At 59.7% G+C, this 25,917-nt stretch carries 20 protein-coding genes; 14 read left to right on the forward strand and 6 right to left on the reverse strand.

Annotated features, from left to right (window positions below):
• Nucleotides 1–395: 395 nt before the first annotated feature.
• Nucleotides 396–1,073 carry a Crp/Fnr family transcriptional regulator gene (locus tag HMPREF2609_RS05620; protein WP_004005489.1) on the reverse strand — a complete coding sequence of 226 codons (678 nt, stop codon included), beginning with the start codon at nucleotides 1,071–1,073 and terminating at the stop codon, nucleotides 396–398.
• Between the two features lie 371 nt (nucleotides 1,074–1,444).
• Between HMPREF2609_RS05620 and HMPREF2609_RS05625 the strand changes: the two genes are divergently transcribed.
• Nucleotides 1,445–2,638 carry a MarP family serine protease gene (locus tag HMPREF2609_RS05625; protein WP_004005488.1) on the forward strand — a complete coding sequence of 398 codons (1,194 nt, stop codon included), beginning with the start codon at nucleotides 1,445–1,447 and terminating at the stop codon, nucleotides 2,636–2,638.
• Between the two features lie 164 nt (nucleotides 2,639–2,802).
• On the opposite strand, the gene aroQ is transcribed toward HMPREF2609_RS05625, so the two are convergent.
• Nucleotides 2,803–3,246 (reverse strand): type II 3-dehydroquinate dehydratase, encoded by a 444-nt coding sequence (aroQ, locus tag HMPREF2609_RS05630; protein ID WP_004005487.1) that lies wholly within the window; start codon nucleotides 3,244–3,246, stop codon nucleotides 2,803–2,805.
• Between the two features lie 111 nt (nucleotides 3,247–3,357).
• On the opposite strand from aroQ, the gene nth reads away from it, so the two are divergent.
• Nucleotides 3,358–4,284: an endonuclease III gene (nth, locus tag HMPREF2609_RS05635; RefSeq protein ID WP_070535509.1), complete on the forward strand. Its 927-nt coding sequence runs from the start codon at nucleotides 3,358–3,360 to the stop codon at nucleotides 4,282–4,284.
• The gene (locus HMPREF2609_RS05640) at nucleotides 4,277–5,044 is read left to right on the forward strand and encodes an NUDIX hydrolase (protein ID WP_070535511.1); all 768 of its coding nucleotides are present in this window, start codon (nucleotides 4,277–4,279) and stop codon (nucleotides 5,042–5,044) included. Before nth ends, HMPREF2609_RS05640 begins: the two co-directional genes overlap by 8 nt.
• A 60-nt stretch (nucleotides 5,045–5,104) precedes the next feature.
• On the opposite strand, the gene HMPREF2609_RS05645 is transcribed toward HMPREF2609_RS05640, so the two are convergent.
• Nucleotides 5,105–7,057: a bifunctional 3'-5' exonuclease/DNA polymerase gene (locus HMPREF2609_RS05645; RefSeq protein ID WP_083296702.1), complete on the reverse strand. Its 1,953-nt coding sequence runs from the start codon at nucleotides 7,055–7,057 to the stop codon at nucleotides 5,105–5,107.
• Nucleotides 7,058–7,253: 196 nt separating this feature from the next.
• Here HMPREF2609_RS05645 and HMPREF2609_RS05650 point away from each other — a divergent pair, with 196 nt between their 5' ends.
• The 7 genes from HMPREF2609_RS05650 to HMPREF2609_RS05680 all read left to right on the forward strand — a co-directional run bounded on the left by HMPREF2609_RS05650 (nucleotide 7,254) and on the right by HMPREF2609_RS05680 (nucleotide 15,992).
• Complete coding sequence (locus HMPREF2609_RS05650; RefSeq protein ID WP_070535516.1) at nucleotides 7,254–9,737, forward strand: PEP/pyruvate-binding domain-containing protein; 2,484 nt, start codon at nucleotides 7,254–7,256, stop codon at nucleotides 9,735–9,737.
• Nucleotides 9,738–9,743: 6 nt separating this feature from the next.
• Nucleotides 9,744–10,940 (forward strand): MFS transporter, encoded by a 1,197-nt coding sequence (locus HMPREF2609_RS05655; protein WP_070535518.1) that lies wholly within the window; start codon nucleotides 9,744–9,746, stop codon nucleotides 10,938–10,940.
• Between the two features lie 229 nt (nucleotides 10,941–11,169).
• A complete protein-coding gene (locus tag HMPREF2609_RS05660; protein ID WP_070535522.1) occupies nucleotides 11,170–12,954 on the forward strand; it encodes a TadA family conjugal transfer-associated ATPase in 1,785 nt (594 codons plus the stop codon).
• Nucleotides 12,951–14,375, forward strand: coding sequence for a type II secretion system F family protein (locus tag HMPREF2609_RS05665; protein WP_070535525.1), 1,425 nt, complete (start codon nucleotides 12,951–12,953; stop codon nucleotides 14,373–14,375). Before HMPREF2609_RS05660 ends, HMPREF2609_RS05665 begins: the two co-directional genes overlap by 4 nt.
• 84 nt (nucleotides 14,376–14,459) lie before the next feature.
• Nucleotides 14,460–14,969: a DUF4244 domain-containing protein gene (locus HMPREF2609_RS05670; RefSeq protein WP_070535530.1), complete on the forward strand. Its 510-nt coding sequence runs from the start codon at nucleotides 14,460–14,462 to the stop codon at nucleotides 14,967–14,969.
• A 58-nt stretch (nucleotides 14,970–15,027) separates the two neighbouring features.
• Nucleotides 15,028–15,450 (forward strand): TadE/TadG family type IV pilus assembly protein, encoded by a 423-nt coding sequence (locus HMPREF2609_RS05675; RefSeq protein WP_048777853.1) that lies wholly within the window; start codon nucleotides 15,028–15,030, stop codon nucleotides 15,448–15,450.
• 2 nt (nucleotides 15,451–15,452) lie between these two features.
• Entirely contained in the window at nucleotides 15,453–15,992 is a 540-nt protein-coding gene (locus HMPREF2609_RS05680; RefSeq protein ID WP_070535533.1) for an Rv3654c family TadE-like protein, read from the forward strand.
• 58 nt (nucleotides 15,993–16,050) lie between these two features.
• Here HMPREF2609_RS05680 and HMPREF2609_RS05685 read toward each other — a convergent pair whose 3' ends face one another.
• Nucleotides 16,051–18,576 (reverse strand): DEAD/DEAH box helicase, encoded by a 2,526-nt coding sequence (locus HMPREF2609_RS05685; RefSeq protein WP_070535586.1) that lies wholly within the window; start codon nucleotides 18,574–18,576, stop codon nucleotides 16,051–16,053.
• Between the two features lie 389 nt (nucleotides 18,577–18,965).
• On the opposite strand from HMPREF2609_RS05685, the gene HMPREF2609_RS05690 reads away from it, so the two are divergent.
• Together HMPREF2609_RS05690 and HMPREF2609_RS05695 are read left to right on the forward strand one after the other, a co-directional pair.
• On the forward strand, nucleotides 18,966–19,880 hold the full coding sequence (locus HMPREF2609_RS05690) for an oxygen-dependent tRNA uridine(34) hydroxylase TrhO (protein WP_013397752.1): 915 nt from the start codon (nucleotides 18,966–18,968) through the stop codon (nucleotides 19,878–19,880).
• The gene (locus HMPREF2609_RS05695) at nucleotides 19,877–20,383 is read left to right on the forward strand and encodes a GyrI-like domain-containing protein (protein WP_070535540.1); all 507 of its coding nucleotides are present in this window, start codon (nucleotides 19,877–19,879) and stop codon (nucleotides 20,381–20,383) included. The genes HMPREF2609_RS05690 and HMPREF2609_RS05695 overlap by 4 nt, the downstream gene beginning before the upstream one ends.
• A 10-nt stretch (nucleotides 20,384–20,393) precedes the next feature.
• Here the strand turns inward: HMPREF2609_RS05695 and HMPREF2609_RS05700 are convergent, their stop codons facing one another.
• Nucleotides 20,394–20,858: a pyrimidine dimer DNA glycosylase/endonuclease V gene (locus HMPREF2609_RS05700; protein WP_070535542.1), complete on the reverse strand. Its 465-nt coding sequence runs from the start codon at nucleotides 20,856–20,858 to the stop codon at nucleotides 20,394–20,396.
• A 142-nt stretch (nucleotides 20,859–21,000) separates the two neighbouring features.
• Nucleotides 21,001–22,380 (reverse strand): hypothetical protein, encoded by a 1,380-nt coding sequence (locus HMPREF2609_RS05705; RefSeq protein ID WP_246825587.1) that lies wholly within the window; start codon nucleotides 22,378–22,380, stop codon nucleotides 21,001–21,003.
• Nucleotides 22,381–22,938: 558 nt separating this feature from the next.
• Between HMPREF2609_RS05705 and HMPREF2609_RS05710 the strand changes: the two genes are divergently transcribed.
• On the forward strand, nucleotides 22,939–24,018 hold the full coding sequence (locus HMPREF2609_RS05710) for an LLM class flavin-dependent oxidoreductase (protein WP_210391452.1): 1,080 nt from the start codon (nucleotides 22,939–22,941) through the stop codon (nucleotides 24,016–24,018).
• 139 nt (nucleotides 24,019–24,157) lie between these two features.
• Nucleotides 24,158–25,885: a DUF7059 domain-containing protein gene (locus tag HMPREF2609_RS05715; RefSeq protein WP_070535548.1), complete on the forward strand. Its 1,728-nt coding sequence runs from the start codon at nucleotides 24,158–24,160 to the stop codon at nucleotides 25,883–25,885.
• Nucleotides 25,886–25,917 lie beyond the last annotated feature (32 nt).

A 25,917-nucleotide genomic window follows, 5' to 3' on the forward strand; every position in this document is an offset into this window, starting at 1 on the left:
TAATTCTTATAGAACCGTCTGGGCACGTGAACACAGGGAAAACGTTTATCCCGGTGGGATACTCATCATTCGCTTTACAAGGGGACCCGTATCGCCTGGAGGCGATCCACCCTTAGGCACTTATGACGAGTAGTATCCCATCGGGAACGTCTGGCTTCCCGCACTCTTGCTTGGGCTCAGGAGGATATCCGCAACGAGCGCCTAAGGCTGTCATCCACGGCAAAGCGAAGCGTCACCGGGGATGACTGGTTGCCTTGTCAAGCGAGTGTGGAGTATCCTCCTGAGCCTTGGAACTGATTCGATGCAGAGCACGCAAAAACCGCATCCGAAATCGTTGAATAACACGACGTATCGGATGCGGTTTTCTGTAAAGACTTTGTGCGCTGTCAGAGAGCTTAGCGCGAGCGTTGGCGCAGTCGCGGCAAATCGAGAATCACGACTGCGCGAGCCTCTAGGCGAATCCAGCCACGGGAAACGAACTCTGCCAGTGCCTTATTAACGGTCTCGCGGGATGCACCGACAAGCTGTGCCAGCTCTTCCTGGGTGAGTTCGTGGGCAACGAGGATGCCGTCGGTTGCGGGGCGCCCAAAGCGGTCTGCAAGGTCGAGGAGTGCCTTAGCGAGACGACCGGGGACGTCGGAGAAGACAAGGTCTGCCAGCGCTTCGTTGGAGTGGCGCAGGCGGCGTGCCAGGGTCTTGATAACCTGGTCGGAGATGCTGGGGTCCTGTCGCTGTGCACGTTTGAAGGACTCGTGCTTAATAGCGGCCAGGCGTGTTTCGGAAACCGCTACGGCGTTGGTGGATCGGGGAGAGGGGTCGAAGAGCGCCATCTCACCGAAGACGTCACCGGGTCCCATAAGAGCGACCATATTTTCGCGCCCATCTGCGGCGGTGCGCCCGAGCTTGACCTTGCCGGAGAGCACAGCGAAGAGCTGGTCGCCCTGGTCACCCTCGTAGAAGAGCACGGCGTTGCGGGACAAATCAATTTCTTGGATATCGTCTGTGAGCAGCTTGAAAGCGGCGTCATCGAGGGTCGCGAAAAGCGGGGAACGACGAAGGATATCGAGATCCATAGTTACTCCTTGAGTGGGATAGCGGGCGATTCTTTCGCTCGAAAATCTGTGCGTCACACGGTCGCGTCTGCGAGACGGATACGATGTGAACCGCATCGCTGGTGTGTGACATATTCAACTAATACTAATACTGAGCGTACCTCATATTTTCTATTTCCGCATCTAAAAAACTGCCTTGAGGGGGAAAAGTTTTCTGCGCTTACGGGGAAAACTTAAGAAATTCACAGCTTCGCACTCTAGCATCAGCATGTACAGTGTGAGAGGGCTTTGAGCAGCGCACGAACTCTTCGATTTCTCTCATGCTCAGGTGTGCCTTCCGGACGCGCCGTGCGGATTCACCGCATTTTATGTATTCACCAAGGAGGACGCTCATGTCAGCAACTTTTAGCCCCCTTGACATTATTATTCCTGTCATTCTCGTGCTTTATTTCATTGCCGGTCTGCGTAGCGGTTTCTTTACCACGCTAGGCACCTTTATTGGTCTTGCTCTAGGCGTATGCGCCGCCGCGTGGCTCATCCCGCTTGCCGTTGCGGCTGTGGGATCCAAATGGGGGCTGATTACCGCTATCGGTATCCTGATCCTCTGCCTAACGCTGGGGCAGTGGTTGGGACTCATCGGCGGCCGCAGCCTGCGCCGTGTCACGGATATAACCCCGCTTAAAGGCGTAGAACGTTTCTTTGGCGGCGTGCTTAATGTGGCCGCCTGCGCGCTTGTGCTCGTGGTTTTGACGCTCACGATGCGCACCGTACCTCTGCCGCAGTTCAACGCCGCGTTGAACAACTCAAAGACCCTCTCGTGGATGGTCGAGAACACCCCGGATGGTCTGCGCAACGGTATTGAAAATATTCGTAACGATGTGCTCGCATCCGGCACTATTCCCGAGGTGCGCCAGCTGATTGCCCCGGAAACCAGCGCACCAACCCAGGGCGTAGAGACGGAGGCGCTCAATAACGCATCTGCCTCTGTTGTGCAGATTCTTGGCGCCGCCGAACAGTGCGGATACACTTCAACCGGTTCCGGGTTCGTGGTGGATCATGGGCTTATCGCGACGAACGCACACGTGCTTTCGGGCGTGAACTCGCCTATGGTGAGGGATCAGCGCGGGCGCACCTGGCAGGGCGAGGTCGTCTATATGGATACCGCCCAGGATCTTGCCTTTATCCGCGTGCCCGGGATGAACCTGGACCCGCTGCCGATCGGCAGGAACGCAAACCCCGGCGAGACCGTAACCTTCATGGGTTACCCCCAGGGTGGACCGTTCAAGGCGCTCCCTGCGACCGTGCAGGGTGTGGGCAATACCCAGACCATTGACGTAGAGACCGGTAAGCCTAACCCGATGCGCCAGGTCTACCAGCTTGCCGCAGATGTGCAGCACGGTAACTCCGGCGGGCCTGTTCTTGACGAAAACGGTAACGTTGTGGGCGTGGTCTTCGGTAAAGCTCCCGACGGTGAAAGCAGCACGGGACAGACCGGCTATGCGATAACCGCATCCACCCTGAAGCAGGCGCTTGAGGCAGGCGGCAGCAACACCGCTTCCGTGGCGACCGGAACCTGCAAGAACTAATTGCTGTAACACGATAAACGCATAATGTTATCGCTGGGTAACCGTGCGATGACAACCAAAATATAAGGTGCCTCACGTATCCCTATGCATTGGATGCGTGAGGCACCTTTGTGTGCCCGCCCCACCGCTCGGCGCTGAGGCTCTGCGACCGATACTTCTCGGCTCTACTCCGACTCTAGATGCTGTGCCAAGAAATCTACCGCCATCACGTACCCGTAGGCGCCTGCTCCGGCGATCACCGCCGTAGCCTGCGGGGACACATACGAATGGTGCCTAAACTCCTCGCGTCGGTGCACATTCGAGAGGTGAACCTCGACGACGGGCAGCTCGGCGGCCTCCAGCGCATCGTGAAGCGCCACCGACGTGTGCGTGTACGCCGCCGGGTTGATAATAATCGCCGCGCCACGGGTGCGTGCACGCTGAATCTCATCCACCAGCACACCCTCATGATTGGACTGCATAAACTCAATATCGAAGCCGTGCAGAGCGGCGCGCTCACGCACCATCAGCTCAATATCGTGCAGAGTCGTGTACCCGTACACCTCGGGGCGACGCTGCCCCAACAAATTCAGATTAGGGCCGTTCAGAACAAAAATCGTTGCAGACATACCCCTAGTGTGGCATATTTACCCGCTCAAAAGCGGCAGAAACCGTGCGGTAACGGCGAACTTCGGTACCCCTAGCTGGGAAAAGCAGACAAAAAACGGTAGGCTCGCGCTATGAGCGCATCCGCACCGAAAAGCACTACCGACACAGCCCCAGAGCTACAGCTCACCGAGGAAGAACGTGAGCTGCTAAGCATCCGCACCGTGCCTGAGTTTGAGGCAGCACAAGCAGCACGCCGCCGCGCGAAGGCACTCGCCAAAGCCCCCGAAAGCCACCTTGCCACCGTGCGCCGCGCCCGCAAAATCAACCGCATCCTGGGCAAAACCTACCCCTACGCCGTGGCTGAACTCGACTTCACGAATGCCTTTGAACTGCTGATCGCCACGGTGCTCTCGGCGCAAACCACCGATGTGCGCGTCAATCAGGTAACCCCGGCGCTCTTCGCCCGCTACCCGGATGCGCCCGCCCTCGCCGCCGCCACCGAAGAAGAGGTCGAACCTTATATTCAATCCCTCGGGTTCTACCGCGCCAAAGCGAAATCTATCGTCAAGCTCGCCCGCCAGCTCACAGACGACTACGACGGAGAAGTGCCTGGAACACTCGATAAACTGGTGAAACTGGCAGGAGTCGGGCGCAAAACCGCAAACGTGGTACTCGGCAACGCTTTTGGGGTACCCGGGCTGACCGTCGATACCCATTTCGGCAGGCTCGCGCGCCGCATGGGATTCACCACCGAAGACGATCCCGTCAAAGTTGAACACGACGTTGCCGAGCTTATCGAACCGCGCGAATGGACCGACTTCTCACACCGCATGGTCTACCACGGGCGGCGCATCTGCCACGCCCGCAAACCCGCCTGCGGAGTCTGCCCTATCGCCGATCTGTGCCCATCCTGGGGTGAAGGCGAGACGGACGAAGCCAAAGCGCGTAAACTCATGAAATATGAAATGGCACCCGGGCGTGAACGCCTGCACCTGCGCTTCCTCACCGGTGCCACCCGCCGCCAGCTTCACGCCGAAGGATACCCGCTGAGTGCCTAACACCCTGAACACCGCCGCCGAACAAGCCCGCGATGCACTCGCGAACCTTGCCGCAGGAAAACTCGATTTCAACATAGACTCCCTCATGCGGTACGCACCCAACAGTACGCTCTCCAAAGAAGCGGCAGTGCTCGTTCTCTTCGGAGTACTCGATGATGAACCGAGCGCATCCGCAGACTTTCAGGGATGCCCGGACTGCGTGGGCGAGAACCTGGACATTCTGCTTCTGGTGCGGGCAGATACTCTGCGCTCACACGCCGGTCAGCCTGCGTTCCCGGGCGGAAAAATTGACCCCGAAGATTACGAGCTGGCGCGCCAGCAGGGAGTTCCGGTGGGGCGCATCGCCGCCCTGCGCGAGGCAGTGGAAGAGACCGGGCTTGACCCTGCGGGCGTTGAAATTCTGGGGGAGCTGCCGACCCTGCCGCTTGCCGTGAGCGATTTCAGGGTGACCCCGGTGCTGGGGTGGTGGGCTTCACCCACGCGGGTTGGCGTAGTCGATACAAACGAGTCTGCTCTGATTGCGCGGGTGCCCGTGCGAGATTTGCTCAACCCCGCCAACCGGCATACGGCATACGTGAAGCGTGGGCACATAACCCATAAAACCCCGGCATTTGAGGTTGCGCACTCTGGCGGTGATGCGCGGGTCGAGTTCACCGTGTGGGGGTTCACCGCGATCGTGCTCGATAAGATTTTTGATGCGCTCACCTGGACAGTACCGTGGGATGCTTCGGTACTTAAACCTGCGCCCGCATCCGGGTAGGCTGATGTTGGTCGGTACTTAAAGGCTCGTGGGAAGGAAACGAGCATAGGCGGCGTGGGCCTATTTACCTTCGGCATAGTTGGTTGTTACCGTCACCGAGACCGGGAACTCCACCGGCACCGTGCCGAAAAGCAGGCGCGCCGCCTCTGCAGCAGACTCCCGCAGAATCCTCTCGACACGCTCCGCCTCCAGCTTGGGGCCGCACAGCAGCAGCTCATCGTGCAGGAAATAGACAATTTTGGTGCGCATGGGCATGCCGAAAACCGTCTCGGTCAGCAGACGCGAACGCACCCTGCCCATCCAGCACAGCGCCCATTCCGCAGCCGTTCCCTGCACCACAAAATTGCGGGTCATACGCCCGTAAGAGCGCGAAAGTGAGACAGCACGCGACTCCGCCGCCGGGGTAGAACGGTCTGCGACCGTCCGTTTGAAACGTTCGTCTGGCGCGGGTGAGGTGCGCCCCAAAAAGGTGGTGACCTGCCCGCCGACCTCGCCGATGCGCGCCGCACGTTCCGTAAACTCCATCGCACGCGGAAAAAGCTTGGCGACATGCGGCAGCAGCGCCCCAATTTCTCCGCTGCGCCCGCCGTACATAATAGCGAGAAGCCCCACCTTAGCCTGTGCGCGTTCGGTAAGTGCCACGCCCTCAAGCCGGGCGAGTTCGGCGATTCCCGCATACATATCGGTGCCGCGGCCCGCCGATGCCAGAGCCTCGTCGTGGCTGAGCGCCGCCAGGATGCGCGGCTCAATCTGCGAACCGTCAGAAACGAGAAAAACTTCGCCTTCGGGCGCTAGGATTGCCGAACGGATTTCGGCGGGAAGCTGCAGAGCCCCGCCGCCGGATGCGCCCCACCGCCCGGTCGCGGCGCCTCCAACTTCAAGATGCGGGCGAAAACGACCGTTGCGCACCCAGGAATCCGCCCAAGACCACCCATTTGCTGTAAAGATGCGGTACAACTTCTTGTACCTGAGAATGGGTTCGATGAGCGCCCACCGCCGTTCCCGCTGTGTGGCAGTCTCGTCAGCCCAGCCCTTGAGCACATAGGAGCGGGTACTGGGTACGTTCACCCCGGCGGCGTGAAGCGCGCGTAAAAGTTCCTGCGGGGAATCCGGGTTCAGATGGGGCGCGAAAAGGTCGGCGCGAATCTGCTCGGCAAGCTCCATCAGCTTGGCGGGATGCTCGCCTTCAGGCGGGCGCGGGCCTAAAATTTCAGTCAGATGTGCGTCATGTGCGTCGGTATCAAAGGGAATTCCGTAGTATTCGATTTCTGCCGCGACCAGGGACCCTGCCGATTCCGCCGCCGCCAATAACCGCAGCCTTTCAGGATGCGCACCGGTGGCGATCGCCCGCAGCTGCGCGGTAAATTCGTCGAGATGCCGGTGCACCAACTCGGTATCTGCCGATGTCAGTGTTGGTGGTGCCGCTTCATGACCGGATACAGTATTTTCTTCTGCCTCCGTCAAAAAATCTTCCCCGAAAAGCTCGCCCTGACCGGCAATTTGGCGTGCAACGGGCAGCTTACCTGCAGGTTTTTCGACAGTATCCTGCGCCAGATCGAGAACGGGGTCATAACGAACATGCCCGCTCGGGTGAGTGCTTGCGGTGCGCAGAATGCGCTGTACCAGGCGCATATCGTGGCACAGCTGAACTCGCACCCCTTTGCGCAGCAGAATAGGCGCAATCGTGCGGGTGTCAGCCCATATCCAGCGTGCGTGCGGTTGCTTCGACTCGGGGTTAACGCGCGGGTCAGAGCGGCGTTCAACTTCGCGCACATAGGCGGGCAGATTCCCGGTACTCACGCGGTCGGCGCGCAGAATATTGAGCTTCGTGTGCGTGCCGGTCAGCTGCGCCGGGGCGAGGGATTCGACGTGAAAAACTCCCCAAAAAGCGGGGGAGGATGGGGAACCATGCCCCGATGTTCCCGTGCCCGTGTGGGCGCGCGCGGGATGCGTATCCAGCGGAATGACCGAACCGCTGTCGGGCGCATCAAGGGGAACAACGAGAATGTACACACTCCTATTATCGGTGAGGGAACCCCGAATATGCGAAGGTGACGGTGGGCGAACCTGCATGTCAGGGCAAATTCGATGACAGCAATCTATGTCCAAACCCCGCCGCGACAGATATTCTAAGAAGAATAGAGAAATGCTTTGCCGTTGAGACAGGACAAAGAGCGATACGAAGCACAGTTAAGGCGGTGATCGGACGATGAAGGCTCCACACAAACAAGAGACGACCGCGTTCATAGCCTGGTTCCGGCGAGGTCATCCCTCCGGGGATGCCCAGGTAGCCAGCGTCGGCGGCAAGGGTGCCAACCTTATAACGATGCATCGCGCCGGTCTGAACGTGCCGCCAGGATTTTGCGTGACAACCGACGCCTACAGGGCAGCCGTCGCACCGATTGCTGAAGATATTATTCACGAGGCAACCGGTACGAACTCTCACGCTGCACGAGAGCTGATCCTGAAGCAGGAAGTCCCGCGTGCCGTGCGAGATGCCGTCGTCGAGGCTTACCGGGCGCTGGAATCGCCGGTTGTGGCGGTACGTTCATCAGCGACAACGGAAGACCTGGACAGCGCAAGTTTCGCGGGGCAGCAGGATACCTATCTCGGTGTGCAGGGAGAAGACTCTGTTGTCGATGCCCTAAGGCGATGCTGGGCTTCCCTCTGGACGGATCGGGCAGTGGCATACCGCACAGAAGCCGGGTTCTCCCATGAATCGGCGGAACTTGCCGTGGTGGTGCAGGAAATGGTTGCTGCAGACGTGGCGGGCGTCTTATTTACGGCAGATCCTATCTCTGGCATGACGGACCGGATGCTCGTCAGCGCCTCCTACGGTCTTGGCGAGTCCGTCGTCGCCGCCCACGTCAACCCGGATACATTTACGCTGGACTCACAGGGACACGCCGTCGAGACGATCATCGGGGATAAAGAAACGCGCATCGACCTCGACCACACTGGCGGGACTAAGAGAAGCCCGGTTCCACCGAATGATCGCGCGGCTTCATGCCTGTCAGACTCCGATCTTCGACGACTTCACGCTCTCGGGCGGCAGGTATCCGCCTATTACAACGCACCCCAAGATATCGAGTGGGGTATATGCGGCGATGAGCTCTACCTCTTGCAGACTCGACCGATTACATCTTTATCGAATCTGTCGAATACCGACTCGGGACACGGACCTGCAAAGTCAAAGATTCTGCAGATGATGCGTGATGACCTGATCGAGCATTATCCCGCACCGTATCCCTTAGACATCATGCCCGTGCGCAAGGTACAGCAGGAAGTTCAGCAAGTTCTCGGTTCCTTCGGTGTGGATACACCACCCGTTGATCGTGTTATCCGCATCAGCGATGATGGGATTGTGAGTATTCACGCAACGTGGCCGCGTGTTTCGCCGCGCATCGTAACGCACTTGCCGCGCACGATTCGACAGGCATTTTCGTCGGCGAATCCCGACTGGGACGCAGACTCGCTGGATTGGAAACATGAACTTGAAGCATTCCAGGCGGATAACCGGACGCTTGAGAGTATAACCGACCGTGATCTGATTGCGCGGAGCCACCGTGCGGTTGATGCGGCAGCTGAGCTTACGCGCGCTCGCTTCTCGCGCTACCTCATGCCGCTAATGTTCAAACGTGCTGAGGCGGATGTGATGATGAAAATTGCGCGGCTCGGCCCGAGCGTCACCACCGAGGATTTATTCGCGAACCTCGATTTTGTGACGGCACATATCGACCGTGAGATTTCGCGTCTCTGCGAGCGCGCCCGCGAACTCGGTCTCGACGACGTCCTTGTGGAAACAGATAACGCGGTTGAATCTCTCTCGAAGCACGCCAACGGACCAGCGTTTCTCGAAGAGGTTCAGCAGACGCTGTCGCGGATTGGGGCGCGCACACCGCGCATGTACCTGCCCTATTCAAGCAGGTCTTGGGGCGAGAACCCCGAGGCATTTTTCACGCTGATTGCTGCTGGTATTCGCGGCAGGCACACCATGGATGCAGATCGGGCCGATAAACGTCAGCTCGTGCGCAGCCGACTGCCACGGTTCCTTCATAAACGTTGGGATAAGACGGTCACCGCGCTGCGGGCTCTGCACGTCGCACGTGAAGGCTCTCTGTATCTCATCGAAGAATGGTTTGTTGAGGCTCGTAGGGTCATGGATGAGATCGCACATCGACTCGTTGAACGCGGCATCTTGGCGAATCCCTCAGATGTGACCTATGCGCTATTTGATGAGGTAGAATCTGCGCTGCTTGCAGAAGAACCGTCCTCCGATCTGCAGCAGAGGATTTCGCACCGAAAGCAGAAGCGCACAACCGCTGAGACTCTGTGGTGGGACCGGGGGAATCACCGGTCTGAGACGGACGGCATCAAAGGGGCTGGCGCGAGTCCAGGGGTGACGATGGGCACGGCACGGGTCATCCACGGACCGGAAGAGTTTGGGCTGCTGGAACCGGGCGAAATACTCGTGTGTCGGTATACCGATCCCACCTGGACCCCACTGTTCAATGTGGCCGCCGCCGTGGTGGCTGATACCGGAGGTCCGCTTTCTCACGCGGCCATCGTCGCGCGCGAGGTCGGGATTCCTGCCGTTCTTGGCACTCAATCCGGTACGCAGGATATTGTGTCGGGTCAGACGATTCGGGTCGATGGGAACACAGGACTGGTCACACCGGTCGAAAGTGAGTGAGGGCAGATGAGTCGTCGTCACTGGTGTCTGGCAGCCGTGCTCATTGGGTCTGCTTCGGCTACGCTGATGCAGAACTTTATCACGGTCAGTTTGCCGACGATCGCCTCCGAACTCGCCGGTCACAGCACCGTGGGGTGGGTTGTGGGTGCCTATATGTTAGCGTCCACCGCAGTGCTTCTGAACAGTGGTCGCTGGGCCGACCGCCAAGGACCGCGGAAGGTTTATGTTGTGGGTACCCTGCTGTATGCAGCGGCTACAGTGTTGACTTCGCAGTCTCAGTCGATGGTGCAGCTCATTATGTTCAGGGTTATTCAGGGTCTTGGCGCTGGCATCATCGTGCCCGCGAGTATGGCTGCTGTGACCCGGTACTGGCGTGATAAACGTCTTGGCAGGATTATCGGTCTGCTGGGCTCAATGCAGGTTGTCGCGACACTGATCGGGGCGCCCCTCGGGGGCTGGCTGACCTCAGTTCTCGGCTGGCGTGTGGCGTTCGCAAGTCCTGCTATTCTCTCTGTCGTGGCTCTTGCCCTCTCGTTGAGCCTCCCCGGAAGCCGGTTGCCGAGTGAACCCGATAAAGCGCGAAGCCTCCGGTCTGTACTGGCTGAGCCGGTATTCGTGCGAGGACTGATCAGCACGGCGGGTTTGTCGAGCCTTGCCTTCGGTGCCGCCGTCTATCTGCCCATGTCAATGGCCCATACGCTGCAGATGGATGCCGCAACTTTAGGATGGTTGGTACTGCCTTTGGTGGCGGGAAGCGGCATTGGCTCCGCAATCGGCGGACTGCGCGCGCATCATGCACGCACAGAGGTAATCGGGTGGCTGACCGCGACTATCGGCGTCCTGACGTGCCTGGTGCCTCATATCTGGTCGCTGACTGTGGGAGGTGCACTCGTGGGCATCGGCGTTGGCATTGGTATGCCCGCGATCTTCGTGAGGCTCCAGGAGGCGATCGGCGGCGGAAATGAGGCCGTGACAAGCGGGTTTGTTCAATTCGCCAGGAACGCGGGCGGTGCTTTGGGGGTTCCCCTCTACGGAGTCGGGTTGATGCTGCCCGTGGTTCTTTCTACCTCTCTGTTGCTGACCTTCTCGTTCATGTCTGTCGCCGCGATTGGTGGACTTATCCTGTGCTGGGCGGGAATCATTGGTGTTTCTTCTTATAACCCGGTACATAAATCGTCACGTAAAGGCGAGACAATAGGGTGAGGGCATTGAAACTGCTTCGTGATGGGCTGTGATGGGTCGGACACAATGTGGTGCGGTGCGTTATAGCGCGACATAAAAGCGTGGTTTGTGCAGTCGGTGAGCAGACAATCGGTGTGGGATCGTCCTCTTGTCCTGTGGATACCCCGTAAAAGTGTCCCATAGGGCGAAGTTATCCACAGTCTGCTGCTCGGCTGCCGTGCGCATGCGCGAAAACCTGTGAAATAGGGGTATGGCAGCTTTACCTCCTTCACCTCAGGCAGTATTTCGCACCCAAACGGCAGAACACGGCGTTTTCCGGGCGTTCTCTCGCGGCGCCGGTAGCGCTTATAGATCGAGTAGCGCCGAGACAGCAGGCACCGACGGGTTTGCCCCCGAGCAAACAGACTTCGTCACCTGTGGAAACTATGCCCCGCCCGAAACCCTCTCGATTGTTGGCACCTGCATGCCGCCTCAAGAGCTGATGGCACCCGATTTTTCAGCCGAGACAAGAGAACACCTGGGGCTCACCCCTATTCCGGTGTTTGAGGATCACCGCGCGCGGCGCATCGCCCGGCATGCCCTCACCTATCTGCTGGCGCGCCCACCCAGCCCACACGCCGAGACCGAGCATGTTTCACCTGTTGCTTCGGCAGAAGGCGAAAATCCCCGATTGTGGTCGAGTAAAGACCTAACGTTGGCGGTGCAGCAGGCCTGCGAAGAAGACATGTATGGGGACGAAAACCACGAGTTTCCCGTCGGGCACGAGCCCGACCTTGTATCGCGTGCGCTGTCCTGCCTGCACGCCGAACTTTACGGTCTGGGTGCGCTTGAAACCCTCACACATATTCCCGGAATCACCGATATTTACGTGAATTCTCCGCAGGATGTGTGGGTTCAGGCGCACGGACAAACCCAACCGGTAACCCTCACCTTCGAGACTGAGGCGCAGGTACGCCAACTCGCCAACCGTCTTATTAGGGCGCACGGCGGCAGGCTCGATGCGGCGCATCCGGCGGACGACGTGCACGATGACTCCGGTCGGCGTATCCACGCGGTCATTCCGCCGCTGGTCGAGAATACGCACCTGTCTATTCGTCTGCCCGCCCAAAGCTGTTTGACACTTGCCGCGCTCCGCGAAAGCGGCATGTTTGATGCGGCGACCGAGCAAGCCCTGCGCACCATGGTTGCGCGGCGGCAGAACTTTGTCGTCAGCGGGGGAACCGGTACTGGAAAAACCACGCTTCTGAACGCGCTTTTGGGTGAATGTGAAGCCTGGGAACGCCTCATGATCCTGGAAGATACCCCGGAACTGAACCCGCAGCATCCGCATACGGTGAGCCTCAAAACCCGTGCCGCGAACGCCGAAGGCGCCGGAGAGATCACGCTGGGAGACCTGCTGGTGCAAGCCCTGCGCATGGCACCCGATCGGCTCATGGTGGGGGAGTGCCGCGGCTCCGAAATCCTGCACCTGCTTAACGCCATGAACACCGGGCACCAGGGCGCAGGCACAACGCTGCACGCGAATTCCGCGTTCGCCGTGCCGCATCGTCTTGCCGCGCTGGGTGCGCTTGCCGGTTTGGATGAACGCACTGTAGCCCTGCACGCTTCCACCGCATTTGACCGCATTATTCACCTGGAACAGGTGCAGGGCATGCGGCGGATCGCTGGAATTTACCGGCTTGACCTGCGCCAGGATGCGCTGGTGGTAACGCCGTGCGGGCCAGAGCATGCGGGTGAACTCTTGGCGGACGGAGGTTCAACGGCAGACAATTCGGCGGGTGGTGCCCTGCCGGAGGAGTTACCGCCGAGCTCTCCCACGGACGCTATTTCACCGGATACACACGCTGCCCATGCACGCTCGACAGCCGTGCAGCCCGCATACGAACACCGCGGCGCAACCCCCGAAACGCTAACTGCGTCTACCCCATGTACCTATGGATACGACCCGGGGGTTCGCACCGATTCTGCCGCGCCCTATGCAGCTGTACTACGGGAACAAACCGACCGTAGCAACCGGGAAGGAGAGGAACTATGAGCCTGATGATGCATCATAAGACGCACGCCGCCGGTTCGTCTCAGAGAATAGCGCATAAAAACGCGGGCGACAGCATGGCTTTTGGCGAGTATCTGCCTGCCACAAGACAGCCTCGGCTAAAGGCACGGTTTCAAAGGCTTATCCCGCCGACTCCACCAACCTCAACCGAGATGCGTCTATGGCCGCAAGCGTTGCGCGGTATATCTGCAACCCTGGATGCGGGCCTGAGTCTGCGCGAGGCAACGGCTGAAAACCGTACCCGGCATCCGCCTGGCGCTGACGGCTTTACGGTTCACGGTTCCGCAGCACAAATTCGGGAAACGGGGAACGCTGATGGGAACGGACCCGAAAAGTCCTCGCTCTTTCGCCGGGCGCTGCACCGGCTGACGGGCAGCAGACGCGAGCGGGCATACCGGCAAACCCAAGACGATATTGACGAGCTATTAGACACTTTGGCCCGTGAAGAACAGCTTGGTTTCGCGGCGGGAACAACCCTGGGCGCCCTTAGCGCGCGGCGAGCACACAGCCGGGAGCGCATCCGCGAACTTGGCCTGTGCTTACGTATGAACGAAACCACCGGTGCACCCCTGGCTCAGACCCTACGGGCTGCGGCCGAACACGCTGAAGAACATCTGGATGCTCTTCTTGGGCGAGAAAGTGCGCTGACGGGGCCGAAAACGACCGGCAAGATACTGTCGTGGCTGCCGTTTATCGGGCTGGCGATGGGCTGGCTGATGGGAACGGATCCTGTCGGTGCGCTGACTGGTTCGCTGGCTGGTCTGCTGACTGGTTTTTTGGGTATTACGCTGGCGCTTCTTGGGAGGCGCTGGACGGCTCGGCTTGTGCACCGGGCCGAACGCAGCTCCGTGCTGGCCGAGGAACCCGCGCAGAAGAATGCCCGCGCTCAAGGAACTAGGCGGCGCCGAAGAGAAAAGAAACCGCAGAAAGAACCGGCAGGGTTTAGCGGTTCTGCAGAGACTGAGCCGCTGGATCCGGCACTGATGCTTGAGCTTCTTGGTGCACAATTGCGTGCGGGGCTCGGCCTGACCGGAGCCCTACAGGCTCTTGGCCGGGCACTCGCGCATGAAGAACGAGCGATAAGCGATGCGCTTGAGCACATCACCTTGACCCTGACGGTAAGCGCCGATTGGCAGGCCGCCTGGGACGGTTACGACCATCCGCTCCTGCGGGAATTGGCTCGGATTCTGGCACCGGCGTATTCGGCGGGAACACCCAGTGCGGCGCTGCTGCGGCACTGCGCGGCAACATATCGGCTTGAAGAGCGCCGGGCGGCAGAGCGCGCATCCGCAAAACTTGCCGTGGCGCTGGTTCTTCCGCTGGGACTGTGCTCGCTTCCGGCCTTTATCTGCTGCGGAATCATACCGATTGTGATCTCGCTTCTTCCGGGGCTGCTGGCCTGAACCCGGTGAGCTTCGCCCCGAGGCACGTTGCACCAAATCTACCCACAAAAATTATCAAATAACACCATATGAAAGGAAACAACGATGACTGTTGTACACTCTGCTCCCGCTCTGCACACCACGCACCGGAGCACTCAGGAATGCCTTGAGGCCTATGCCCGCACGGAAGAGAACCCCGTACTTTTAGGGCAGGCACTCGACGAATACACAAACATGTACCTGCAGCAGCTTGAACCGCATCTTGCCCAACAACTAGCGCAGGCGCTCGCCGCCGGCTGCACCCTCGATAAATGCGCCGCAGAATGCCGTTCCCTGAGCGAGCACGAGGAACTTTTTGCGGAAAATCGTAAGGGCGAAGATACCGAACTGCACGAGATGACCTCACCCACCGACGAGGTTGAATACGCGGACGAAAACGACCCGGAGGAGGGCGCCAGCACCGCCGAATACGGCATCGTAATGCTCGCCGCCGTAGGTTTTGCCGGTCTGCTGGTCGCCATTCTCAAGTCCGACGAGATTCGCGGCATGCTCGTAGATATGGTCAAGAACGCCCTTGCAACGGGCGGTTCTGGGCTGACCTTTGGGCTTTTCTAAACCCGGTACTACCCGTGAAAACCGCGAGAGTTGCCCAAACCCGACGAAAGGAACGTCTATGAGGCTTATACACCGCATGATGCGCGCCTGGCGGTTACGCGCGCGTGATGAAGGCGCCGTGACTGCCGAATTCGCGGTCGCTCTGCCCGCCGTGATTGCGGTGCTCGCGCTCTGTCTCTCAGCGGCAGCGGTAGGCATAGCCCAGTCGCGACTCGAAGAATCCTCGCGAGTCGCGGCACGCGCCTTCGCCCGGGGAGATAACCTCGCCGCCGTACAGCATGAAGTTTCGCGGATAGACCCCAGCATTAACCTACAGGTGCAGACCGTGGAAGAAACTTCGGGGGCGCGGCAGGTGCGGGTTCAGGTGGAGCGTGCGGCACCGGGGGTTATCGGCTCGGTAACCGGCTGGAGGCTGCAGGCCACCGCGACCGCACGGGTTGAGGGCAGCTCGGATAACGCCACGACGGCTGGCGGCGAATAAACATGGTCACGCCCGGTTTCATCTGGAATGCATGCGTGCCGCCGTTTGTCAAACCGCAGTGCGAGGCGGTTGATCGGCCACAGCCGACCGAAAACCCGGAGGAGGGGAGCGGCACTGTACTCGCGGTAGGCATGATCGCTGCCCTGCTGATCCTGGCAACCGTTATCATCGGTTTTGCCGGGGTAAGTATGGCGAATCGGCGGGCGGCGCAGGCGGCAGACCTGGCGGCGCTCGCCGCCGCGGATGCGCTGCGCGGCATCACCCCTGGGGACCCTTGCGATGTTGCCGCCCAAGTAGCCCGCGATAATAACGCCAATCTGGTGGGGTGCGCCCTCGCGGACCGCCCCGAAACCGTGGATATTCGGGTGAGTTCTGCCGTGCACGGACCGTTTGCTTTCCTCGGCGATGCGCAAGGTACATCGCGCGCCGGGGCACCGCATCCGGACTCTGGGGAGGGTGCACCCGATGAGGGACTATCCGGCGACGAGATCCCCGAAAACACCCCCTCCGACCGAACTGCTGAAGAACCGGGAAGCCCATAAAATCCAACTGATGAGCCCGATAGGGTGTGTTAGCCAGACCTTGTGGAATGCTCTAGCCTTACAGCATGTCCCGTTCTGCGTCATCGAGTGAGTGCAGCATCGCCCGCAACAGGTTTTGCGCGCCTGCCTTGGAGAGCGGCTCGTTGCGGTTGCCGCATTTGGGGGACTGCACGCAGGAGGGGCAGCCACTCTCGCATCCGCAGGAATCAATAGCGTCCAGGGTTGCGCCCAGCCAGGTGCGAACCGCCTCAAACCCGCGCTGGGTAAAGCCCGCTCCGCCGGGTGCGGCATCGTATACGAAGATGGTGGGGCGGTCCGTATCGGCGTGGTACAGGGTGGAGAGTCCGCCTAAATCCCAGCGGTCGCAGGTCGCAATCAGTGGTAGTAAGCCGATGGCGGCGTGCTCGGCGGCGTGCAGGGTGCCGGGTGCATCAGGTTCAGCCACACCGGCGGCAAACAGGTAGCTCGGTTCAAAGGTAAACCAGATAGCCTCGGTCATCAGGATGCTCGGCGGCATCTCCATCGGCTCATCGCCCAGGTACTCACTGCCGTACACCGAAAACCGTTGAAAACCCATAACCTGATCGGTCACCCGAACCCGCCCGCGATGCATCGTCAGACCAGCAGCACCGGGCCGGGCGCCGTCAAACTCGTACCGCACGCCCGCCTTTTCCTGCAGAATCTTCACCTCGGTCGCCTCAATCGCCCGCGTGTAATAGTCGGGGTACACCCGCGAGAGCAGAATAACGCGCGCCGCTTCATCCAAGGACTCCACCAAATACTGGGCGTTCTGGTGAATATAGATAGCCCCCGGGTGACCCTGAGTCATCGCCTGCGCCGAATCCATCGTGCCAATCAGCGAACCATCCTCGGCATCAATCAGCTGATAGGGACCACCACCGGTGGCACGCAGATCCACCAGATTCGTCGCCGACTCCGCGTGCGTCCAATACCAGCCATCCGCCCTGCGGCGCAGATAATTCTGCTGCACCAACCGGTTAAGCAGAGCCTCAGTATGCTCGCCGAACAGCGAAAGCTCCTCGGCACGCAGCGGCGACTCCGCCGCGGCAGCGCACAAATGCGGCGAAAGCACATACGGGTTCGTCGGGTCGAAAACGGTAGCTTCCACGCTCTGCCCAAAAATCGCCTGCGGATGATGCACCAGGTACGTATCCAACGGATCGTCCCCGGCGATAAGCACAGCGAGCGCATCCTGACCCCCGCGACCGGCACGCCCAATCCGCTGAATAAAGGATGCGCGGGTTCCGGGCCAGCCCGCCACGAGCACCGCATCCAGCCCGGAAATATCGATACCCAGCTCAAGCGCAGAGGTACTTGCCAGCCCGAGCAGTTCGCCGGTGCGCAGCCGATGCTCAAGCTCACGGCGTTCCTCGGGCATATACCCCGAACGGTACGCCGCCACCCGATGCGCCAGCCCCGCCTCCGCCTCATCAAGGTAGCGCTGCGCTCGTTGAGAGATCAGCTCAGCGCCGCGCCTCGACCGGGTGAAGGCGAGCGTGCGGGTGCGCGAGAGTACCAGGTCGGTGAGCATTTGGGCGCCCTGTTCAATAGCAGAGATACGCTGCGGTGCCTGCTTTTCCGCCTCGGAACGGGTGTCAAAGGCGCTCGCACCGGCGGCGAGCTTATCGGTCACCTGCGTATCGGGCAGGAACTCCGGTTCCCACAGGATGACGGTGGATTCTCCGCGGGGCGCGGTCGATGCGGTAATCGCGTCAACGTTCCCCTCGGGCACGCCAATGAGCTTGGCGAAAGACTCGGCAGGGTTCGCGCTCGTGGCGGACGCCCCATAGAATACCGGGCTCACCCGGTATAGGGCGCAGACTCGGCGCAGGCGGCGCAGCAGATTGGCGATATGTGCGCCGAACACGCCACGGTAGCTGTGTACTTCGTCAAGCACCACATAGCGCAGCCCGCGCAGGAAGTTCGCCCATTGCCGGTGGTTGCCCAGAATTCCGTAGTTGAGCATATCCGGGGTGGTGAGCACAAAATTAGCGTGTTCGCGCACCCACCGCCGCTCCTGCACCGGGGTATCGCCATCATAGGTGGCGGCGTTGAGCCCGGGAAGATGATAGGCGGTGATGGCGTTGAGCTGGTCGGCTGAGAGTGCCCGCGCCGGTGAAATATATAGAACGTTCGCTCTCTGATGAAATCCCGTGGAACTCGTATCTGCTGCCGTGGCGCTGAGCGGTTCACGGTGCGCCCCGCGGTAGAGAGCATCGAAGGCGGGCATGAGGTAACTCAGCGATTTTCCGGATGCGGTCCCGGTCGCCACGATCACATGCCGCGCCGTTGTACCCGACTCATCCTGCTCCTGCCCGGAAACTCGCCCGAAGGAGAGCCGGTGCGCATCTTCGGCGAGTGCAGCATCGAAGGCACAATGCGCTGCCTGTGCCGCCTGCGCCTGGTGGGTGTATGGTTCGTGCACGCCTAGCGACTCGAATGCCTCAATCACGCGTGGGTGCAGCCAGTGCGGCCACGGCGAATACTGCCCTTCACGTGCGGGAATGCGATGCACATGGGTGATTTGCGGGGGTAGCGAGCCGTCGTCGGGGAGCTTGGGCATGAGCCTGCTCAGCTGCTCGCGAAGGTTCTCGTCGGGGTGCGACGAAGGGGAGAACCCGGGGTGCTCATCAGCCAGGGAGTCGGGGGAGGGATCGGGGCGCATCACACCATTGTAAAACCTCGGGTACGGTAAACCGGCGTTGGCAATCGTAGGCCGCCCGGTATGTTCCGCTCGTCCCAGCAGGAAGATATTCGCTCCCAGAAAACGGCGAAACCAGCCGGCGCAATGGGGGCAGAAAAACGACGAGACATACCTCATGGTGAAGAAACCACATGCAACCCATAATCGCCGGTGTATCCCGCAGGAGACCAGGGATTATCGGCCATGTTACAGGACGAGCACCGCCGCCACGGCACACACGATGTACCCAGAAAGCGTAAAATAGGAGGGTGGCTCAGAATCGAATTATCTTGTATTACCAGTTTGCCCCCATAACCGACCCCGTGGCGGTCATGCTCTGGCAGCGTGCCCTGTGCGAGAAGCTCGGTTTGCGCGGGCGCATCCTCATTTCCAAACACGGCATTAACGGTACGCTCGGCGGCGAAATCAGCGCTGTTAAGGCGTACACCAAAGAGACCCGCCAGTACCCCGGTTTCAAGAACATGGAATTCAAATGGTCTGAGGGCGGCGCCGAAGACTTCCCCCGTCTATCGGTCAAAGCGCGCGATGAAATCGTGGCGTTCGGCGCTCCCGACGAGCTCAAAGTAGACGAAAACGGCGTGGTCGGTGGCGGCGTGCACCTCAAACCCGAAGAGGTGAACAAGCTCGTGGAAGAACGCGGCGATGAAGTCGTCTTCTTCGACGGACGCAACGCATTTGAGGCCAAAATCGGTAAGTTCAAGAACGCCGTGGTGCCCGATGTTCGCACCACCCACGACTTTATTCGCGAGATCGAATCGGGCAAGTATGACGATCTGAAAGATAAGCCCGTCGTCACCTACTGCACCGGCGGTATTCGATGCGAAATCCTCTCCGCCCTCATGAAAAACCGCGGATTCAAAGAGATCTACCAGATTGACGGCGGTATTGTGCGCTACGGCGAAAAGTACGGCGATAAGTCCCTGTGGGAGGGCTCGCTCTACGTGTTCGATAAGCGCATGCACATGGAGTTCACCCCGGATACCGTCACGATCGGCCAGTGTGAGCGCTGCTCGGCGCCGTCCAATAAGTTCGAGAACTGCTCGAATGAGAGCTGCCGCGAACTCGTGCTCCTGTGCCCCGAATGCGCCACCGATGATGCGAAACGCCGCTGCGTGCCCGAATGCGCGGTGGACCGCCAGAGCGCCCACGCTGGTATCTCATGAGCGATTCCGTACAGGCGCCCGTGACGGTTTCACCCGCGCGCATTGAAAAACACGGCTCTTTGCTGGTGGCGGGAGTATCCCAGGTGTATAAACTGGGGGACGATTTCACGCCGCTGTGGGATGAGCTGAATCAGAAGGCATCCCCGGCGATGCTCGATATTCTGGCGGTCACCCAGTACATTGGCGTGTGCACCCAACCCAGTACCGACGGATTCGTGCGCTACACGGCCGGTATTTTGGTTGATGACCGTGCCTCGGCGCATAAACTTGGGCTGGGTTTGCTGGAACTTCCCGCGAGCACCTACGCGGTGGTTGAGGTTACCGGGCCGATTTCGCGGTCTATTCCGGCAGGCTTTGAGAGCTTTGAGCGTGGGTTCTTCCCATCGCATCCACAGTACCGCCCGCTAGGCGGCCTGGAGGTGTACGGTCGCGGCGATATGCAGGCGGCAGATTACACGATGGAACTGTGGGTTCCGCTGCTAGAGGTTCCTGCCTCAGCATAAAGCGCTCCGACTAGAACTCCTTGGTCTTCTCCCAAGCCTCTATTTCGCCAGGGACTACCTCGAACACGGGGTGCACCGCGGGCTTACCGGCCTGGGTGAATTTCGCGAGACGCTCGGTAAGAATAGGCTCCCAATCGGCATCTCGCCCGGCAACTTTGTGCGCTAAAAAGCTCAGCTCATAGGCAAGCTGACCCTCGGTCACGGGAATAGGCTCCAGGGTTTTACCCTGCTCAGCGGCGATCAGCGAACGATTGAAGGAATACCCGCGCAGCTGCGCCTCATCGGCGAGCCCGTGCAGATAAGCCCCAATAGCCTCCACCGGCTGCGAATGCGCACGAAACCGAATGAGCTGCGGGTGATTCGTGTACCCTCGGGTGAGCCCGCGCAGCACTTTCTGCGCAAGCAAGCTCTCACGCCAGCACGCGATCAGGGCACGACGGTCAAGAAGGGACGGGTGGGCAGACCAAATACGCATCCACCCACTATACAGCCGCAGACCTGCACTCTTAGGTAAAACAGCAGCGGCACGCCCGAAAGTATTGAGGCAGAATGCACCTGTGGGGCGCTCGCATCTGAACAGGATGCGGGCGCCCCACAGCGGTGTAGGTGCCTTGAGGCTACGAGTTCCGTGCCAGCCATTCCCAGTATTCTGGGCTTTCGGGGGAAGGCGGGTCGGGTTGCTTATTCGGATCTGAGGGGCAGAAAGAATATGTGATCGCACCGTCTTTGATTTCTCCCCGCAAGTATGACCCGCCTTCGGCGTTGATATAGGGGTTGAGTACATCGGGCGAAACGAAGTTTCCGCCGCCACCGCCTCCTCCGGAGGAAACACCCACGAACGCGATATCAGATTTTAGACTTTCGGACGCGGCAGCCACCGCCGATCCCGAGCCGCCTCCGCCGTAGCCCGCGCCACCGCCTCCGGAAACAACGTACCCGGTAGCGTTGAGGTCATCGCTCGTGTTGCCTGCAGCATTGAGCGCGTACCCGTAGGCAACAACGCCGTCAGCCCCATTGCCGTTGGGGCCAGAGCCACCAGATTTGCCCGCAGAGTTCCCGGTGTGAATCTCTGTTCGCGCGGTAGAGGCAAAGGTTAGCTCTTTATCTTCCGTGACGGTGGCGAGGGCACCGCCGGAACCGCCAGATGCGCTGCTGCCATTCGACCCGGAAGGAATCAAAACCTCGGCGTCGTAGTGCTGGTGGTAACGTTCCTGCCCCGAGCGCCCCAAACCTTCAGGCACATAATCATCGCCAGCAGAACCTCCCCGACCAATATGCAGATTAGAGCTTTCATAGGAAGTCGGATCGTCCGTTATCCAGGTTCCCCCGTTCTGGTTGGCGCGTGTGAACCCTCGTGCGCCTGCACCTCCGCCGCCTCCGGCAACGGCGAGCACGGTTTCTTGGGAAGTTTTTGCATCGACCATGACGATTGCCGAAGAACCGCCGCCGGAGCCCGAATAGACCGTAACCTTATTGCTGTGGCTGTTCAGTTTACCCTGTACGTCTGACCCCAGTTCGGTGGGCAGTGCCGCAGAGGAACCGCCGTTACCGTACCCTTCGCCACCTTTAGCGGGGCGGTCATAATATCCGACGCCGCCAGCACCCACATAGAATTTGATGCGCTGCCCGGGCGTTACCTTGACGGTTCCCTGAATGTGGGCACCACCGCCTCCGGCGCCGCCGGTTCGGTTATATCCTGTGGCTTCCGAGTACCGTGTCGCCAGGCTACCGCCCGACCCGCCGCGCAGGTAGAAGCGCATATACGAGGCATAATCGGGAACCACAATTTCTTCATAGCCTTTTTCACCGGCTGCACGGCTTTGCGCGGCGGTGCGCACATCCTTGGCGAAAATACCGTAGCTTTTATCGGGGTCTAGGCAGGGGCCGTCGTCGGCAGATGATGATGCGTATGCCGGAATAACGGCGGTACTCAGCACAAGCGGTGCAGCCCATGCGGTTCCAGCCACCAGGTTTCGGCGAGAAAGACCTCGTCTCATGAAAATATCCTTGCGTTTGAAGTTGTCGTGAGTGTTTGCCATCCGCAATGGCCCCAAAAAAACCGCGCTGCACCACCAACTAAGGCTGATAGGGCTTCGTAACGCGTGCGTGACGTCATGGTCAGCGAGATCCACTGTGACAGAGCGTTGCCATTATGTCATGACCTGTTGTATATCGAGTATTTCCTAAAATTCAGGTGCATCTTGAAGAGCCGAGCCAGAAAAGCAATGTCTGTAGTACCTGCGCCTAGAAAATAATGAATCGTATGGTTTTTCTGCCGGAGTCTTATACATAAAAGCTTTGAACGAGGTATGGATATGCTAAGGGTGGAAGAAATGCACATTCGTTACCTTGAGGTAAGTATTGCGCGTAAAAAAATAAATAAATCATTACCTAATATGACGCATATATTTTATACCGAATAGCTTTTTGACTAGTCCTTACATAGGTGTTTTTACTCATATTCTTTAAAGCTTGTTCTGTAAAGTAAATAATTGTATGCTGAATGCTCATACACGAGGTAATACCCCCTGTAGGGCAATACGAAAGGCATAACAATGAACGCATCAGACACTCAGAAAACCGAACTTGCGGTACAAAATCTTGAACCACAGCCGGGCACAGAGAAAAAACTTGGTTTTCTTTCTTTTGGGCACTGGGCCGAAATTCCCGGTTCGCGCGTGAACAGTGCATCCGACTCACTGCACCAGGCTATCGATTTGGCGGTAGGCGCCGAAGACATCGGCCTAGACGGCGCGTTCTTCCGTGTGCACCATTTCGATCAGCAGCAGGCAACCCCGTACCCGCTTCTGTCGGCGATCGCCGCGAAGACCAACCGCATTGAGCTTGGCACCGGCGTGATCGATATGCGATACGAGAACCCGCTGTATATGGCCGAACTCGCCGCGATGGCCGACCTGATTTCTGCCGGGCGCCTGCAGCTGGGTGTCTCACGCGGCTCGCCCGAATCCGTTATCCGCGGTTTCGAGAGTTTCGGTTATTTCCCCGCCGAGGGTGAAGATGAGAGTGCGATGGCACGGCGTCACCTCGACATCTTCATGAAGGCAATCCAAGGCGAAGGCATGGCACCCTCCGCGCGAGTGCAGGGCAAGTACGCCCCCGTGCAGCCGCAGTCGCCCGGTCTGAGTGAGCGCATCTGGTGGGGCGCGGGAACTGACAGCACTGCCGTGTGGACCGCACAGCAGGGGCTGAATCTTATGTCTTCAACGCTGATGCTCGAAGATAAAGGTGTGCCTTTCGATCAGCAGCAGGCGGAGCAGATTCGCCTTTACCGCGAGGAATGGGTCAAGGCAGGGTACACCCGCGTGCCGCGTGTTTCGGTCTCGCGCTCGGTGATCCCCATTATTGATGCCGATTCGGCGCGTTATTTTGGTCGCCGCGCGCAGGAAGATTCGCAGGATTACACCGGTATTATCGACAATACTTTCTCGCGGTTTGGGCGCAGCTATATTGGTGAACCTGACCTGGTTGCCGAAGAACTCGCACGTGATGCTGCCGTTCAGGCGGCAGATACCGTGCTGCTGACCGTGCCGAATCAGCTGGGTGTTGACTTCAACCTGCGGATGCTCGAATCCATTGTGAAGGACATCAAACCCGCGCTGACGGTAAAGGCATAGCGGAGTTTCGCTCCCACAATATCGAGTGGGAATACCGCGAGCAGGTGGTTTTGGTATGAGCAGGTAGGAAAATACTACTTGCTCAGCCAAAAACCACCTGCTCGCGGCGTTAAGAAACGAGGCGCTTAGAATGGGGAGTATGGCTGATGAACTGTACTCCCGCATCCCCGACACCCCCATAAGCGACGATACCGCCCGACTTGAGCGCATCCGGGGCGCCCTTGAGAGGCTTAACTACAGTTATGACGGGGTGCGTGAACTGCTGGGGGAGCGCGCTTTTGAGGCAATGGCGCGCGACCAGGTTGTGCCCGGCACCTGGCGGGTACAGAACATCCTTGATGATGCGCACACCACCGACCCCGACCGCCGCCTGGCGCGCATAATCGGGTTTTTCTTGTTCGCACACACCCTAACCCGCGCGGAACTTGCCGATGCGCTCGGCAACGAACCCGCACTTGATGACTTTATTGCCGCAAACCTCGTGGAACCGGCGGAGTCAGAAACTACCCGTGCCCCCGAGAACCCCGGTGAAGAACCGTATTACCGCGCCGTGTTTGACCTGCGACCGCATTCGGCTGATGACGGCACCGAGCTGTGGGTGGCCTCCGACTTGGGGGCGCATCAGCGACCCGGGGTGCTGCGCAAAGATCACGTGCTGGGTATCGGGCAGGCATCTCTAACCCTGGCGCAGATTACCGAGCGCACCCCCGTGGCGCGTGCCCTTGACGTGGGAACCGGCTGTGGCATTCAGACCTTCCACCTGCTCGCCCATGCAGACCACGTGACGGCTACCGATATTTCGCCGCGTGCCCTCGCCTTCGCCCGTTTTAACCTGCTGCTGAACGCACCGGCCCTGAAACTCGACCCGCAGAACCTTGAAGCACGCGTAAGCCTTCGACAAGGCTCTTTGCTGGATCCCGTGGCGGGGGAGCAGTTCGACCTTGTGGTCTCAAACCCGCCGTTCGTTATTACCCCGCGCCGCGCGAACGAAAGCAGCGACGACCAGTTTACGTACCGTGACGGCGGGCTGCCCGGCGACGATATTGTCAGCACGCTTATTCGGCGCATCCCCGAGGTGCTGGTGCCCGGCGGGCGCGCCCAGATGCTCGGCAACTGGGAAATTCACCGCAACAATACAGGCGAGGCGCAGCCCTGGGATGCGCGCCTGCGCACCTGGTTCGCCGAATCCGCCACCGGCACACCGAGCGAGGCGTGGGTAATTCAGCGCGAAGTGCTCACCCCCGAATCCTATGCGGAAACCTGGCTCAAAGACGCGAGTGAAAACCGCGACCGCGACCACTACGAGAACACCTACCGAGCCTATCTCGACGACTTTAAAAACCGGAACGTTCATTCTATTGGGTTCGGGATGCTCTGGCTCCGCCGCCCGGCGCACACCACCGAAACCGCGCCCCTGAACCGGTTCGAGGACATCACCTACCCCATAGCCCAGCCCATCGCGCAAAGCATCACCGAGGCCGTGGCACGCTTCGACCGCCTCACCACCCTCAACGATCAGGCCCTCACCGAAACCCACCTTGTACTCGCCGAAGACGTGACCGAAGAACGCCACAGCCGCCCCGGCGCTGAGCATCCGAATGTAATTCTGCTGCGCGCCGGATCCGGGCTGTGCCGCACAATTCTGCTCTCAACCGAAACCGCCGGGTTCGTCTCCGTATGCGACGGCGAGCTGAGCATCGGGCAGATTTTAGGTGCGCTCGCCGTGCTTCTCGGCTGGGAAGACTACACGCCGGATGCGCGCGCCGCCTTCGGCACCGAGAACGAGCATCCGCGCGATACCCTACTGGTCGCTATTCGAGAACTCATCGAAAAAAGTTTTCTGCACTTTGCAGATGAAAACAGCTAACCCCCGGCGCCCCAGCGCGGACCCATAAAACA

Origin of the sequence: Rothia sp. HMSC058E10 (assembly GCF_001809415.1) — a bacterium.
Classification (GTDB): domain Bacteria; phylum Actinomycetota; class Actinomycetes; order Actinomycetales; family Micrococcaceae; genus Rothia; species Rothia dentocariosa.

What these genes read in the sequence shown, in the direction of transcription:
- HMPREF2609_RS05620 (WP_004005489.1), bottom strand. Translation starts at nt 1,073, where the DNA reads ATGGATCTCGATATCCTTCGTCGTTCCCCGCTTTTCGCGACCCTCGAT.
- HMPREF2609_RS05625 (WP_004005488.1), top strand. Translation starts at nt 1,445, where the DNA reads ATGTCAGCAACTTTTAGCCCCCTTGACATTATTATTCCTGTCATTCTC.
- aroQ (WP_004005487.1), bottom strand. Translation starts at nt 3,246, where the DNA reads ATGTCTGCAACGATTTTTGTTCTGAACGGCCCTAATCTGAATTTGTTG.
- nth (WP_070535509.1), top strand. Translation starts at nt 3,358, where the DNA reads ATGAGCGCATCCGCACCGAAAAGCACTACCGACACAGCCCCAGAGCTA.
- HMPREF2609_RS05650 (WP_070535516.1), top strand. Translation starts at nt 7,254, where the DNA reads ATGAAGGCTCCACACAAACAAGAGACGACCGCGTTCATAGCCTGGTTC.
- HMPREF2609_RS05655 (WP_070535518.1), top strand. Translation starts at nt 9,744, where the DNA reads ATGAGTCGTCGTCACTGGTGTCTGGCAGCCGTGCTCATTGGGTCTGCT.
- HMPREF2609_RS05660 (WP_070535522.1), top strand. Translation starts at nt 11,170, where the DNA reads ATGGCAGCTTTACCTCCTTCACCTCAGGCAGTATTTCGCACCCAAACG.
- HMPREF2609_RS05665 (WP_070535525.1), top strand. Translation starts at nt 12,951, where the DNA reads ATGAGCCTGATGATGCATCATAAGACGCACGCCGCCGGTTCGTCTCAG.
- HMPREF2609_RS05670 (WP_070535530.1), top strand. Translation starts at nt 14,460, where the DNA reads ATGACTGTTGTACACTCTGCTCCCGCTCTGCACACCACGCACCGGAGC.
- HMPREF2609_RS05675 (WP_048777853.1), top strand. Translation starts at nt 15,028, where the DNA reads ATGAGGCTTATACACCGCATGATGCGCGCCTGGCGGTTACGCGCGCGT.
- HMPREF2609_RS05680 (WP_070535533.1), top strand. Translation starts at nt 15,453, where the DNA reads ATGGTCACGCCCGGTTTCATCTGGAATGCATGCGTGCCGCCGTTTGTC.
- HMPREF2609_RS05685 (WP_070535586.1), bottom strand. Translation starts at nt 18,576, where the DNA reads ATGCCCAAGCTCCCCGACGACGGCTCGCTACCCCCGCAAATCACCCAT.
- HMPREF2609_RS05695 (WP_070535540.1), top strand. Translation starts at nt 19,877, where the DNA reads ATGAGCGATTCCGTACAGGCGCCCGTGACGGTTTCACCCGCGCGCATT.
- HMPREF2609_RS05700 (WP_070535542.1), bottom strand. Translation starts at nt 20,858, where the DNA reads ATGCGTATTTGGTCTGCCCACCCGTCCCTTCTTGACCGTCGTGCCCTG.
- HMPREF2609_RS05705 (WP_246825587.1), bottom strand. Translation starts at nt 22,380, where the DNA reads ATGAGACGAGGTCTTTCTCGCCGAAACCTGGTGGCTGGAACCGCATGG.
- HMPREF2609_RS05710 (WP_210391452.1), top strand. Translation starts at nt 22,939, where the DNA reads ATGAACGCATCAGACACTCAGAAAACCGAACTTGCGGTACAAAATCTT.
- HMPREF2609_RS05715 (WP_070535548.1), top strand. Translation starts at nt 24,158, where the DNA reads ATGGCTGATGAACTGTACTCCCGCATCCCCGACACCCCCATAAGCGAC.